Source organism: Nostoc sp. (assembly GCF_036917155.1).
GTDB lineage: Bacteria > Cyanobacteriota > Cyanobacteriia > Cyanobacteriales > Nostocaceae > Nostoc.
Genome location: NZ_JBALDZ010000061.1, coordinates 17,769 through 32,041, shown reverse-complemented (window position 1 = coordinate 32,041; position 14,273 = coordinate 17,769). Strand labels below are relative to the sequence as shown.

Here is a 14,273-nt window from a genome sequence, read left to right as displayed (position 1 = left end):
TCATTTAGCATATTCCCCTCCGTTTTTTATACCTGGAGGGGATTTTATTACATCAAGCGATCGCCTCAATCAATAACTAGCAACTTGGGTTAATAGGGATTTTAGTTGATTGCAATGTAATGCTTATTTGATACTTCCGTTGTATGCCCAGTTTCAATCCCTAATAGGGATTTTAGTTGATTGCAATGAAATAATTACCGAAGAGAATCTTCCAAACAAGAGTTTCAATCCCTAATAGGGATTTTAGTTGATTGCAATCCAGTGCTGATACTGCAAGCAAAAGAGATGATTGTTTCAATCCCTAATAGGGATTTTAGTTGATTGCAATTCGCCTAATTCTAGCAGTGCTGCGCCATAATTAGAGCCGTTTCAATCCCTAATAGGGATTTTAGTTGATTGCAATGTTAATCCTCTCTTCATACACACAACAATCCATTGTTTCAATCCCTAATAGGGATTTTAGTTGATTGCAATAGTAAAGATAGAAAGCCCAGAAGAATATTGAAGAGTTTCAATCCCTAATAGGGATTTTAGTTGATTGCAATGCTGGCGTCTGAGAGCTTTGTGTTATTTGGTTTTCAAGGTTCAATAGCGCGAATGCAGAAATCATAACATAAGGAGTGGTAATTGTGCCAGATGTAAATAGCTGAAAGTCAGTCTACATAAGGTGCGCGGATGGTTTAAAGATGATGTAGCCCTGAAATCCTTGTATATACGACGATCTAGCCATTTTTGTTGTTATCCCTTCTCCAACACCTACCCATTCGCGCACTTGGCAAAAAATTAGTCGATTATTTAAAATGTTTCCTTAGCAGCTAGCATTTGTAAAATCTTTTCTACATGATCCAACTCTCCAACAATTCGCCGAATTGGGTGAGGCCAAACCTTGACAAGAGTAGGAGTTGCAGAAACCTGATTGAGTTCTGCTTGTTCTGGATGACTTAAAACATCAATCACCTTCAGGGTATAAGGATGTCCAAGCGATCGCTCTAATAATTCGTGTAAATTCTGAAGGATGCGTTCAGTAGTTGTGCTATGTCCGGCGACAAACAAGCGGAGAACATAGCCTTGTGCGATCGCCTCTTTTTTTTGGACTATAACTGGTTGGTGGTATTTTGGCACAGGTTCAGAAAGGTCTAGACGAACAATTAAATCGTGATCTTCCCAAAGCTGCCCAAATGAGGAACGATAAGTTGTTAACACCATGCGATCGCACAACCCCTCTTGCCAGGGAGCTGCTTGCCATACTAACTCCCCTGTGCCAAAAATGGCATTAAGCAAAGCTTGATGTCTAATTACAGCCGGATAAGCTTCAGCAAAAGTTCGCACTTGTTGAGTGCGCGGATCTAACCAGTTATCAATAGTTGCAGTATAACAAGGCACTAAAAAATGCGGCGGCTCTGGCAAATCTAGAATTTCTTGCAAAGCCGAACACAAATGCAAATGCCATCGACCCTGCTTGCTAGGGTCGATGCAGTAAATTAAATCTCCTCCAGGTGTAAATAGGGCAATGCCTTTAAACAACTGGGGTGTAGATAGTTTATTTGTCGTCAAGTTATTCACAGAGGTTAGGAAGCTAAAAGTAAAAAATTCTCTCTTTTACCTTTTACCTTAGCTATAACCGCAACCAGGATCGCAAAGATATTTGGAATTGGGGAGTGGGGATTAGGGACTGGGTGAAGATGAGGGGGATAAGGGAGATGAGGGAGATGAGGGAGATGAGGGAGATGAGGGAGATAAGGGAGATGAGGGAGATAAGGGAGATGAGGGAGATGAGGGAGATGAGGGAGATGAGGGAGATGAGGGAGATGAGGGAAAATTACTGACTACTAAATATTGACCAGTCCCCAGTCCCCAATCCCCAGTCCCCAGTCCCCAATCCCCAGTCCCCAGTCCCCAATCCCCAGTCCCCAATCCCCAGTCCCCAATCCCCCAATCCTAAACCCGACCTCGGAGAAACTGCGCCATTTCGTTAGGAGTTGGCGACATTTCTAAAGCCGTTTCTTCAGTGATGCGACCGTTTTGATAGAGATTGAGTAACGATTGATTCATCGTAATCATGCCGTCAAAGCTGGCTTGTTTCATCAACTCGCCAATTTCATCATACTTACCATCTTTGATCCATTCTTTAATAGCCTCAGTATTGATTAGCACATCATGGAAAGCAGCCCGCTTACCGTCAGTTGTGCGACACAAACCTTGAGCAATTACTGACACTAAAGACTCAGAAATTGCCACCCGCATTGCATCCTGTTCGTCACCAGAGTAGAGATTGAGAATCCGCTCAATGGTTTTGACAGCGCTATTGGTGTGTAGAGTTCCCATGACCAAGTGACCAGTCTGAGCGGCTTTTAGGGCGGTGTTAACTGTTTCCTTATCCCGCATTTCCCCCACCAAAATCAAATCTGGGTCTTCCCGCAAAGCTGCTTTCAAAGCATTGTCAAATTTCCGGGTATGCATTCCCACTTCCCGCTGTTTGACTAAAGACTTGCGGCTTTGATGGATAAATTCTATCGGGTCTTCAATGGTGATGATATGCTTGGCCATCTCCTTATTGATGTAGTCAACCATCGCTGCCATTGTGGTAGATTTACCAGAACCAGTGGGCCCAGTTACCAAAATTAAACCTTTATGGTGATGACAAATATCCCGAAAGATTGGGGGTAAATTCAACTGTTCCATAGTTAAGATTTTCAGCGGAATTAACCGCAACACCATTGCAGGCCCTCTAAGAGTACCAAAAACATTAATCCGCACGCGAGCAAAATCATATTGAGTTGCTCCGTCAAATTCTAAGTGTTCTTCAAAGCGCTGAATTTCCGCCTCACTCATCACCTCCCGCAACCAATTCATAAAAGCTTCTTTATCTGTTTCGGGATAATCCATTGATTGAATTTCTCCTCGGCTGCGGAAGCGTGGTACTTCACCTACTCCTAAGTGAAGGTCAGAATATCCCTGGTCGTAAGCTTCCCTGATTAACTTCTCTAAAGTTGGCCCCGCATTACTGTTTTGAGGGCGAACTGAAGTCGGTATTGGTGGTGGACTACCCGGACGATGACCTGCAACAGGCGGGTTACTTGACATATCTAGTGTTTGTGTCATCTGCCGCTGCGTACTAACGGTTGGGGTTGGCGGTGGTGGCGGCGGCATTGGTGGCAGGTTACGTCCGGGAGCAGAGTTAGTAGTTAATGGAGACTGTGATTCTGTCATATATCTTCACATTTGGCAGTTAAAAAGTTGAATTAACGAGAAGTCAAGTCACTTGCTTTGATGACTTTTGAAAAATGCTTGTCTGCAAGCTTTAGCAGTGATGTAAGACGATTGAAACTCTAGAACCACGGTCAATCCATTTAATCCACCTCAATTGGTATCTTTTTTTCCTGAGATTCCACTACTCAGAATATTTAGATAAATTATTTAACTTATCTAACCTGGTTTAACACACGCAAGGACTCAAAACACCTCAGCAAATATACATTGATCTATAGGTAACTTTTAATACTTCATTTTTAAAGTAAATTTTATTAGGATTTAGATGAGAAATTTATTTCAGGTATGGACACGAATTGCCAGCAATTAACAGCACAAATACTGGCAGATCATTTATTCAGCCCATCGAGGAATTATGAGAACCACTGCTAGTTTTCATAAGAAATGTTAAGTTGAATAGAAGCGATATCGTGGGGATCAAGGTTAAAAGCTCACACCTTTTAGGTTATGTATCTCAAGATAGATGCAGAAAACAAGTTTTTTTAATAGATAGAAACTTGAGTTTATATCCATAATTACAAAAAATTAACTGTAAACTTTAGTAAACAAATGCTCATTTTTCCCATTAGTTTTTATATACTGAAATTTCACTGAAAGAATTCAGTTTGACTCGCAAAAAGCGAGATATGACTGAAATTAAAATATGCTCTGTATTTTGGGAGGAAAAGTCATGGTTTCTGCTCAAAGCTCTAATCTAGGAAAGACCTACTCCTTGTTGATGATTAAAAGCTTTTTAATATGGACTTTTACATTAGCAGTATGCTTGTTGGTTGTGGGTTTTCCACTAGTTGTCTTGATGGCTACGGTCGGATGTCTGTTGTCGATTATCTTACAATCGGTGATGCCTGTTAGTGCGGTTTTGCTGGTAGCAGGCGCTTTAATCATGTTTAATGTCATGGCAGTTGTATTGGCTGCGGGTGTGCTAACTGTTAAAGGAGTTCATCCTAGTGAAGTTAAATGGTTAAGCTGGCTGCATGGAGAGGCAGACCAAACGCAGACTACTGTTTACGCTGCTTGCCCTCTAACTTGTGAGATTAAATAGTCATTACAAGTGAATTAGACAAACAGTGCGTCTGCCCGGTTAAGCCGGGTTTTTTCATTTGTGAGATCAAAATATAGTCAAATAGTCATTACAGTTAAATTGACAAACAGTGCATTTGCCCGGTGAAGCCGGGTTTTTTTATATCTTGTGTGATTTATGATTTTATATTTATGGTTTGTGTGATGATTGACCGCCCACTCTTGACTATTGAGCAAAGACCATTGACTATAACCATTGGCAAATTACAGATGACCAATAACTAATGACTAATCAAAAACGCGTTTGCATTATCTTAGGTACTCGCCCAGAAGCGATTAAACTAGCTCCGGTGATTCAGGTTTTCCAGAAGTCTTCAGGTTTTGAGTTGCAAGTAATTCTAACTGGACAGCATCGGGAGATGGTTGAGCAAGTTATGCAACTGTTTAATATCAAGTCAGATTATAACTTGGAAATTATGCAGGTTCAGCAATCTCTGAATGATATTACTTGCCGTAGTTTGCAAGGGTTAGAAGCCTTATTCCAGGTGGAAAAGCCAGATTTAGTGCTGGTGCAGGGAGATACTACCACGGCCTTTGCCGCAGCTTTGGCAGCTTTTTATCAAAAAATCCCTGTTGGTCATGTAGAAGCAGGATTAAGGACTGATGATATATTCAATCCTTACCCAGAAGAAGCTAATCGGCGGTTGATTTCTCAAATTACTCAGTTGCACTTTGCGCCGACTCCTTGGGCTGTAGAAAATTTGCATCGTTCTGGTGTTTTGGGTGAAATTCACATGACGGGTAATACAGTAATTGATGCCTTGTTAAATGTCGCGGCAACCCAAGTAGTTTGTAATGTACCAGGTTTAGACTGGGAATCATATCGGGTTCTGTTAGCAACAGTTCATCGTCGGGAGAATTGGGGAGAACCTCTGTTAGCGATCGCTCAGGGCTTTTTACAAATTTTAGACAAGTTTCCTGATACAGCAATGCTCTTACCATTGCACCGCAATCCGACAGTGCGAGTCCCGTTGCAGGAACTTTTAGGGAATCATCCCCGAATTTTCTTGACAGAACCTCTAGATTATGGGGAATTGGTGGCAGCAATTGGGCGATCGCATCTTTTGCTGACTGACTCTGGTGGCTTGCAAGAAGAAGCCCCCAGTTTGGGAAAACCAGTACTGGTTTTGAGAGACACTACCGAAAGGCCGGAGGCTGTTACAGCTGGTACAGCCAAACTTGTAGGCACTACAAGTGAGAATATTTTTGCAGCTGCGGCTGAGTTACTCAGTGACTCAGATGCCTATGAAGCGATGGCAAATGCAATCAATCCCTTTGGGGATGGTCATGCAGCAGAGAGCATTTTGCAGATTGTGCAAAATTACTTGGGTATTTTATCAGAAACATCAACTTAGGAACTTATAGATTAAACAAAGTGCAAAATTTCTATTTTGTAGGGTGTATAAAATCGGTTTTGATCCTAGTTTTTCATTTTTACCAGTTCTTGTGTAGTGAGGTCATCTTGCCCGCCTGATGACGGGCGAGACAGTGCGAAGTTTTGATTTAAGTTCCTGATTTATGATTTCTCTTGATCGCGCCAGAAAACAGGTAGAACTTGGAAAGGAGATTTTTCAAAGGTGGCTTCTGGCTAAATACCCAAAGCAGATCGAGTTTCGGGGCCCACAACACCATCTACAAGTAGACCTTTACTTTGCTGAAAGCTTCGGACTCGGCTAACAGTTTCTTGACCGTAAAATCCATCAACTGTGAGATTGCCTAAAGCTGTTTGAACATCTCTGACCAGCTGACCTTTAGAACCAGGGGTAAGAATCACCGAACCACCAACACCACCAGGTTTGGTCACAGGAGGGTTGTTAGGTTTATCACCAACCCATCGGGCAAAAACGTATCTACCCGTAGAAAGCCTAGCAAAACCGTTTTCATACCTTTCAATCTCTGGAAGTGTTGCCCCATTTGATACACAATCCACATAAGAGTAGTTGGTACTTGGGCCTGTACGGATACGTAAACAACTGCCGTTAGTTTTTACATAAGCAGCCGAACTCATTTGAATTTGGCTGACAGCACCAAGTAATACACCAACACCAGCTAAAGCTAACCAAGCCGAAGATTTAAGTAGTTTTTTCCAATTGAACTGAGGTTTAGGGAGATTATACTTAGGGTTTCCAGATGCCTCTTCTTGAGCAATAAACATGTGGGAATAAGCAAGATATTCCATAATTCGCTCCTTTATATGAAAAAATGAGTACTCGTAGAGAACTACTTGGTTGTTCTCTGTATTTATTCTTAGTATATTTTATATCACGGTTCTTTCAAAAGGTTTTTTTGGTAGCGAAATTAAGAAAAAATAAAATTAGTCATTGGTCATTGGTCATTGGTACTAATGATTCAGGAGTAATGACTTGTTTGAGTCCAAATAAACTCACAAAGAAGCTAACTCGTCTAAGTCTCTTGGCTTGTATAGGATCGTCTGCCGAAGTCTCATATCCTGTATCAATATTTATTAAGTTTTAATTTTAGAAGAATCTGAAGATTTTTTGGTATACTACGGTAAACCAGTCCATTTATCGTAGTATATGCTTAGACTGAAAAATTCGAACTCACAAAAACTGAATAAAAGCAAGTATTTTTTACTAAAATTCCAGATTTTTTATGACTCCAAGCTAGCTTACTTATCTGGCGGTTCACTGCGTCCATTAAATACTTGCCGTGTATCAATTTAACGTGGTATTAGCAAAATCTTTATTTGCTAATAGTTTTGTATTGCTGTAATTTTAGCTTTATTAGCAATTCAGCTTGAAAAGCCAGTAATCAGACAAAGAAATCATCAGAATAATATATTAAAAGATTTCAAAGAAGGCTTTACTTATGCATACGAACTTTTGCCTATTCGCTCAATTTTGCTATTGATAGCATTATTCAGTTTTATGGGAATGCCGTATCTCAGAATTATGCCTGTTTTTGCTGTCGAAATTCTGCATGGAGATTCTAGCACTCTCGGTTATTTGACGGGAGCATCAGGACTTGGAGCATTATGTGGTGGTATTTATTTGAGTTACCGAAAAACTGCAAGAGGACTTGAAAAAATTATTGCGATTGCACCAGCTATATTTGGCATAGCACTAATTACTTTTTCACTCTCAAAGAGTTTTTGGTTTTCTTTAATTACCTTCCCAGTAATTGGCTGTAGCTATATCTTAGAATACTCATCAAGTAATGCTGTTCTACAGACAATATCAGACGATGAAAAAAGAGGTCTGATTATGAGTCTCTATAATATGTCTGTAATGGTAATCATACCTTTCGGCAATTTATTTATAGGTGGATTAGTAAGTATAACAGATGTAAAAACTGCTTTAATTTTTGGTGCATTGTGTTGTGTTACTGGCTCAATCATGTTTTACAAACAATTGCCAAAAATAGAAAGCTTACTACATCAAATTTATATTAAACAGGAAATTATTTTAGAATAAAGTTTTTGTGGTAGATTATCTAAAAACCGCGTTTTTGACCTAAGACTAATACAATAATATGAAGTATAACCAACTTGGCAAGAGTGACTTAAAGGTTTCCGAAATTTGTCTGGGCACAATGACTTATGGACAACAAAATACTATCGAAGAAGCTCACGATCAGCTAGATTATTCTATCGCCCAAGGAGTCAACTTTATTGATGCGGCAGAGATGTATCCTGTGCCAACGAGTGCCGAAACGTATGGCTTAACTGAAACTTACATCGGGGAATGGTTAAAACGTCAACAAAGAGAGCAACTTATTATAGCTACTAAAATTGCTGGCCCTGGTCGAGGCTTTAAATGGGTACGTGGTGGAGCCAAAGCAATTGATCGTAATAATATCAAACAGGCTGTAGATGATAGTCTAAAAAGATTACAGACAGACTATATCGATCTGTACCAAATTCACTGGCCCGATCGCTACGTGCCACGGTTTGGGCAAACGGTGTTCGATCCAACTCAGGTAGAAGAAACGGTTCCCATAACTGAACAGCTAGCAGTTTTTGCCGACGTAATTAAGGCAGGGAAAATTCGCTATCTTGGTTTGAGTAATGAAACCCCTTGGGGAGTCGCCCAATTTAGTAATGCTGCTAAACAATTAGGATTGCCCAAAGTCGTTTCGATTCAAAATGCTTACAACTTGCTGAATCGAGTATTTGACGGAGCCTTAGCAGAAGCAGTTTATCACGAAGAAATTGGGTTACTAGCTTATAGTCCTTTAGCATTTGGCTTCTTGACTGGCAAATACCTAAACGGCAAACCAGAGAAAGCAAGAGTCAGTTTGTTTGAAAATTTTGGTCAGCGCTATTTGAAACCAAAAGTAAGTCAAGCAGTAGAAGCTTATGTGGAAATTGCCAAGCGCCATCAACTCAGTCCAGCACATCTAGCTTTGGCATTCGTGCGGAGTCGTTGGTTTGTGCCTAGCACAATTATTGGTGCTACCACACTGGAACAACTCAAAGAGAATCTGGAAAGTGTGGATGTAGTTCTCAACAAAGACATTTTGGAAGAGTTGGATATAGTTCACGCTCAGTCGCCAAACCCGGCACCATAAGAGTGCTGAGTGGTGAGTAATGAGTCTTGAGTCACCTAACTAACTTATAAACGGCGCAAGCCTGAGTTGCCTCGTTACCAGGCTAAGGGATTGTAGTTCATGCCGATTCCCCCATTCGGAAATTCGATGATCTGATTGGTAAAAAAGTCATTGTGAATCGAGGTGGAATCAGCGAACATTTGCTAATAACCAATGCCCAATGCCCCATGCCCATTTAAGATTTGGGATTTTGGATGAAAATTCAATTCCCAATGGCGATTAACAAGTTCTATTTACCAAGGTACTTAAACATGGCTGAAATTAAAGTATACAGTGCAGTTGTTTGTCCTTATGCTCACCGTACCCGCTTGGTACTCCAAGAGAAAGGCATCGACTTTGATTTGATTGAGATTGATTTGCAGAATAAGCCGGAAGGGTTTACCAAAGTTTCCCCCTATGGTAAAGTGCCTGCACTAACTCATGGCGATAACCGAGTTTGGGAGTCTGCGGTAATTAACGAATATCTCGATGAGGTATTTCCCAATCCACCGCTGTTACCCAGCAGCCCCATTGCTAAGGCACAGGCTCGCATCTGGATCGATTTTGCTAACACTAGGTTCGTTCCCGCTTTTTCTACCCTGCTGCGGAGTTCAGATCCCCAAAAACAAGAAGAAGCTAAACAGGAACTATACAAACACCTGGAATTCATTGAAAACGAAGGTTTAGCAAAGCTATCTGGAGAAGGCCCCTACTGGTTTGGTGAATCCATCAGTTTGGTTGATTTCACCTATTTCCCCTGGTTTGAGCGCTGGGCTGCACTCAAGCAGTATCGCGGCTTTGGAATACCAGAGCAATTTACCCGTGTACGTCAGTGGAAACGTGCTTTGAAAGAGCATGAGTCTGTGAAAGCGATCGCTCACTCTAAGGAATTCTACATCGAGCGATATGCTAAATTCGCTGTGCCTACTCTCGCTGCTGTTTAACATATCGCGGAAGTCCCCACCCTCAACTCGTGAGTTCGGTGGGGATTGTGAAAACTCTTGAAAATTACGAATTACGAATTACGACTTTTCCAAAGTGAGCCGCGCTTTTGAGGTAATGATAAGCCTCTCGTGCTTCAGTGAAGGGGAAAACTCGATCAATAATCGGTTTAATTTGATGCTGTTGCATCGCCTGATTCATTGCCTCAAACATTTCCCGACTGCCAACATAAATTCCCTGAACTGTTAAACTCTTAAAAAGTATTGGCATGGGGTCAATCTCATTTCCTCTACCTGACAATACGCCAATCAAACTAATACGTCCCCCAATGCGGGCTGCTTGTAGTGATTTTGGCAGAGTACCTGCGCCCCCTACCTCAACTACATGATCTACACCTGTGCGATTGGTTAATTGGTAAACTTGCTTTTCCCAATCTGGTGTTGTTTTGTAGTTGATTGTCTCGTCAGCACCAAGCTGTTTGGCTCTTGCCAACTTTTCATCACTGCTGGAAGTAATAATCGCTCTAGCACCATGTATCTTAGCAAACTGGAGAGCAAAAATTGAAACTCCCCCAGTACCAAGTAACAAAATATTATCACCTGCGCCAATATTGCCTTTTGTTACCAATCCGTGCCAAGCTGTGACTGCTGCACAAGATAAAGTTGCACCTTCAATGTAAGATAAGTGGTCTGGTAATATCACTAAACCATCTTGGTGTAATACGACATACTCAGCCAGCATTCCATCAATACCGCTTCCGAGATCAGATTTCATTTTCTCTTTAGTTAAAGAGCCATAAATCCAGTCTTGGAAGAAAATACCAGCTACGCGATCGCCTATTTTTACCCGTGTCACACCTTCCCCCAACGCCACCACTTCCCCCGCACCGTCAGATACGGGAATTAACGGATATTTCTGTCTGGCACCGTAAGCTCCTTCAATAACAAGCAGATCGCGGTAATTTAAGGATATTGCTTTGATTTGAATGAGAACTTGCCCAACTGCGGGTTTTGGTTCAGGGCGTTCTACTAACGCTAGGGCATCAATTCCGGCGTTACTTTGAATTTCGTAAACTTTCATAGAATTTCTGTTTGTCAATAGCTCAAACGCCACAGTACAACACTAGTACCGCAAGGCGGAATTTAAAAGTTAACATGACGCTCTCTACGTTCGCGCAGCGTCTCCGATAGAAGAAGAGAAGGCTTTACGCTGCGCTAACAAAATTCAAAATTAATACAGCGCAAGCATTTCATTGATTTTGAATGGGTGATGTCACCTCTTTGTTGTACTGAGAGCGCTAGAGCGTCGGTCAAGTACAAGTAGTTGACGTAAAGCGCAGGATATGGGTGTTATGTTAATCGAACGTTTATCCCGCATTTCTCACTCTTCAGTAGGGGCGGGTTAACAGATATAATCCATCATTCATGAATGTCTCGCTTAACCCGCCCCTAAGACCTCTGCACTTCGGTTTGATAAATCTGGTGAGAAATCCTTATGCACTCAGTTTTAATGCGATCGCTAAAAACTAGACCTCAAAATTTAGCCATCAATAGGCGTTTTGACCATACACACGTAATGACGTTTTTGTCAACATATATTAGTTGACCGGCGCTCTAGGTTCTATCCCATAACTTAGAATTACGCATCATTGAAAAGTAAAAAACCGTGAAACATAGCGTTTCACGGTCTTCAGTGTGGTGTGAGGAGCTTAACTGTATATCATGATAAAGTAACCGCCCAATCACAACACACTCGTAACAATTTTGGTAACAGAATTTTTTGGTGATGAAACTCTCAGGTGTAATACGCAAGTTTCCATGCGGATGTTTCGACGGGTGGAAGAGGGACAAGGGGGACATCACTCTGACCCTTGCCTTCTTAGACTGATTTTGCTTAATGTTCTGTTCCTTTCATGCGGGTTTTATCTCCCGCATCTATCTTAGGTTAAGATAACTTATCAAATTATTCAACCAATCGAGGGATGTAAAAAACAATACATTGTTGTTAGTTTATATAGTAAGTAAATCAACTACAAGTTGGAGATAAAAACTATGAGTATCGAAAAAAGAATAGAAGCTACTGCAAAAAATATTGAAGGAAAAATTCAAGAGGTTGTGGGTGAAATAACCGGTAATCCACAAGAGAAAGCTGAAGGACAAGCAAAGCAAGCTGAAGCCCAAGTTGATCACACTGTAGAAAACATTAAGGACGAAGTTAAGAAAGTTATAAGCTAATTTTGCTTGTGTAGTGTAGATAGCATTACTAGCGATGATTTACTAGTAATAATCTAACATTAATTACTCCACTTAATAAAATTTAGTGGAGTTTTTTTGTTTAATAGAATGTTGTATTTAATGCTACTTTTTTAGTTACTGTAATGTGTCACCGAAAACATCAAATTCCATGACTTTTACCAATTACCCAATTACGCCGGAAAAACCTGGCTAAAGCTGATTCTTCTAAAGATAGATAAATTGGGCGGCCGTGGGGACAGGTGCGGGGGTTGCGTGTGCGTTGCCAATTATCTAAAAGTGTCTGCATCTCTTGGTGGTTCATAGGTGTACCGTTACGAATGGCACTGCGACAGGCGACGGCTACTTGAGCTGTTTGTAAGTCACCTCCCCAACTAAGTTCTAAAATTGCTTCTGCACAGTCGTCTCGTGGCTGCAAAGGTGCGGGGATGTTTCGGACTGCCCAAAGTTGTTCGCCAAAGGGTTCTATTTCTAAACCGATGCGTTGTAGTTGCGATACTTGCGCTGGCGACAATTGATAAAGAATAATTGGCGGTTCAATAGGGAGTAATTGCCAATCATCACACAATTGCTCATACAAAACTCGCTCATGGGCAATGTGCTGTTCTACTAACCACATGCCGCCTGAATGTTCCGCCACAATATAGGTGTTGCTAACTTGAGCGACAGCTTTTAAGGAGTTAGGAATAGAGACGCGATTAATCGCGTCTGTACAAGAGTTAGGAGTTTTTTGATCTTCGTTGGGATTTTGAGGATTGAAATTGTAGCCGCCTTTGGCTTCTGCGGCTTTGAGTAATTTACTAACTCGTGTTGTGTGAACAGCTTCTTTGAGATTGGTAGAAGAAATGCTGAGTGCTTGGTTAATTGCTTGGGTAATTTGCTCTTGCCAATAAGTGATTTCGTTGAGGTAAATTTCTGTTTTTGCTGGGTTGCGATTCCAGTTGATTTGATCTGGGGAGATGGCAAGATGTAAGAAACAAATTGGATAGCGATCGCGTGGTAATGTTCTGTGAAATGCTGATAATATTGTCTGCTCTAGTTCTGGTGTTTTAACCATCCTGCCATTAATGGCTACACGTACCCAATCTGGACGATGACGATGACAGCGATCTGGTAATCCTACCACTAAAGTGAGTGCTGAGTGGGGAGTGGGGAGTGAGGAGTTAGGAGTTAGGAGTGCTGAGTAGAGAGGTAGGAGTGATGAATTAGAAGTGCTGAATTCTGAATTCTGAGTTCTGTATTCTGAGTTTAGTGGGTTGGGTATTTCGAGTTTCACTTCTTGCAAGTCACCTTGTCGCACTTGCGGTAAAATCTGCGGTAGTAGTTGCCCAGTTGTGGCAGCGGGACAGATGGTGAACCATTGACGATCATTTTGCCAAATCTGCCAGGTGACGTGGGGATGACACAGGGCAATTTGTTGAATTGTGGCTTGCACGGCTTTCATTTGCTGTGCTGATGTAGGTAATCCCTGACGACGAGATGAGCAATTACCGAAAAGATTAGAAACTGTAACCACTGTACCAGGTGCGATCGCAGTTGCTTCAACTTGCACAACTTCCCCACCATCGCCATAAATCATCCGCCATCCCAATTTTCCGCCCACAGGACGACTCAAAATCTCCAAATCTGCCAGAGTCGTCAAACTGTGCAACGCCTCACCACGAAATCCCAAACTGTGAATTTTCCACAAATCAGCACTAGAGCGAATTTTACTCGTGCTGTGAGCTGTGGCTGCTTGTTGCAAATCATCTAGATTCATTCCACAACCATTATCTGCCACACGAATTCGCCATTGCTGCGGCCATAGGGAAACTACAATTCGCGTTGCACCTGCGTCTAGGGAATTTTCTACCAATTCCCGCACCACAGAAGCTAAAGAGTCGATTACCTCTCCAGCTGTAATGAGATATACGACTTCTGTTGGTAGAGCTTGAATAGTAGATGCCATAAATTATAGTTTATAGCTTCTGGGAGAGTTGACAATTCAAAATTCAAAATTAAAGACATTTCAGACGTTCGCGTAGCGTCTCGTAGAGAAGAGAAGTGCCAAGCGATAAGTTAAGAGCGTTATGGCAACTGACGCTCCTCCGTCGCTAACGCTAGCGCTAACGGGGGATTTAAACCCCGACTGAAATGGGTGCTACATGTAGATGCAGGGGTCTTAAACCCTTTAATTTACTA

Annotated in this window: 12 protein-coding genes and 1 CRISPR repeat array; of the genes, 7 read left to right on the top strand and 5 right to left on the bottom strand. The window is 41.5% G+C overall.

The window, feature by feature from the left end:
- Positions 1–150: 150 nt before the first annotated feature.
- A CRISPR array of direct repeats spans positions 151–545; the repeat unit is 37 nt; unit sequence GTTTCAATCCCTAATAGGGATTTTAGTTGATTGCAAT.
- Positions 546–795: 250 nt separating this feature from the next.
- Positions 796–1,563 (bottom strand): circadian clock KaiB family protein, encoded by a 768-nt coding sequence (locus V7K67_RS09075; protein WP_334708242.1) that lies wholly within the window; start codon positions 1,561–1,563, stop codon positions 796–798.
- Between the two features lie 95 nt (positions 1,564–1,658).
- On the opposite strand from V7K67_RS09075, the gene V7K67_RS09070 reads away from it, so the two are divergent.
- Complete coding sequence (locus V7K67_RS09070; protein WP_335166162.1) at positions 1,659–1,826, top strand: hypothetical protein; 168 nt, start codon at positions 1,659–1,661, stop codon at positions 1,824–1,826.
- Between the two features lie 112 nt (positions 1,827–1,938).
- Here V7K67_RS09070 and V7K67_RS09065 read toward each other — a convergent pair whose 3' ends face one another.
- Positions 1,939–3,210, bottom strand: coding sequence for a type IV pilus twitching motility protein PilT (locus V7K67_RS09065; RefSeq protein ID WP_334708240.1), 1,272 nt, complete (start codon positions 3,208–3,210; stop codon positions 1,939–1,941).
- A gap of 730 nt (positions 3,211–3,940) precedes the next feature.
- Between V7K67_RS09065 and V7K67_RS09060 the strand changes: the two genes are divergently transcribed.
- Entirely contained in the window at positions 3,941–4,312 is a 372-nt protein-coding gene (locus V7K67_RS09060; RefSeq protein ID WP_292844585.1) for a hypothetical protein, read from the top strand.
- Positions 4,313–4,574: 262 nt separating this feature from the next.
- Positions 4,575–5,705, top strand: coding sequence for a non-hydrolyzing UDP-N-acetylglucosamine 2-epimerase (wecB, locus tag V7K67_RS09055; RefSeq protein ID WP_335166160.1), 1,131 nt, complete (start codon positions 4,575–4,577; stop codon positions 5,703–5,705).
- A 233-nt stretch (positions 5,706–5,938) separates the two neighbouring features.
- Here wecB and V7K67_RS09050 read toward each other — a convergent pair whose 3' ends face one another.
- The gene (locus V7K67_RS09050) at positions 5,939–6,529 is read right to left on the bottom strand and encodes a peptidoglycan-binding domain-containing protein (RefSeq protein WP_334733290.1); all 591 of its coding nucleotides are present in this window, start codon (positions 6,527–6,529) and stop codon (positions 5,939–5,941) included.
- A gap of 544 nt (positions 6,530–7,073) precedes the next feature.
- Between V7K67_RS09050 and V7K67_RS09045 the strand changes: the two genes are divergently transcribed.
- The 3 genes from V7K67_RS09045 (at position 7,074) to V7K67_RS09035 (ending at position 9,842) form a co-directional block, all read left to right on the top strand.
- Positions 7,074–7,784 (top strand): MFS transporter, encoded by a 711-nt coding sequence (locus V7K67_RS09045; RefSeq protein ID WP_335166165.1) that lies wholly within the window; start codon positions 7,074–7,076, stop codon positions 7,782–7,784.
- Between the two features lie 58 nt (positions 7,785–7,842).
- Positions 7,843–8,880 carry an NADP(H)-dependent aldo-keto reductase gene (locus V7K67_RS09040; protein WP_335166158.1) on the top strand — a complete coding sequence of 346 codons (1,038 nt, stop codon included), beginning with the start codon at positions 7,843–7,845 and terminating at the stop codon, positions 8,878–8,880.
- Positions 8,881–9,170: 290 nt separating this feature from the next.
- Positions 9,171–9,842, top strand: a complete 672-nt coding sequence (locus V7K67_RS09035) for a glutathione S-transferase family protein (RefSeq protein ID WP_334733293.1) — start codon at positions 9,171–9,173, stop codon at positions 9,840–9,842.
- 64 nt (positions 9,843–9,906) lie between these two features.
- Here the strand turns inward: V7K67_RS09035 and V7K67_RS09030 are convergent, their stop codons facing one another.
- Positions 9,907–10,920 carry a zinc-dependent alcohol dehydrogenase family protein gene (locus tag V7K67_RS09030; RefSeq protein WP_334708231.1) on the bottom strand — a complete coding sequence of 338 codons (1,014 nt, stop codon included), beginning with the start codon at positions 10,918–10,920 and terminating at the stop codon, positions 9,907–9,909.
- A gap of 971 nt (positions 10,921–11,891) precedes the next feature.
- On the opposite strand from V7K67_RS09030, the gene V7K67_RS09025 reads away from it, so the two are divergent.
- Positions 11,892–12,074, top strand: coding sequence for a CsbD family protein (locus V7K67_RS09025; protein WP_334708230.1), 183 nt, complete (start codon positions 11,892–11,894; stop codon positions 12,072–12,074).
- A gap of 160 nt (positions 12,075–12,234) precedes the next feature.
- Here the strand turns inward: V7K67_RS09025 and mutL are convergent, their stop codons facing one another.
- Complete coding sequence (mutL, locus tag V7K67_RS09020; RefSeq protein WP_335166155.1) at positions 12,235–14,040, bottom strand: DNA mismatch repair endonuclease MutL; 1,806 nt, start codon at positions 14,038–14,040, stop codon at positions 12,235–12,237.
- Positions 14,041–14,273: the final 233 nt, after the last annotated feature.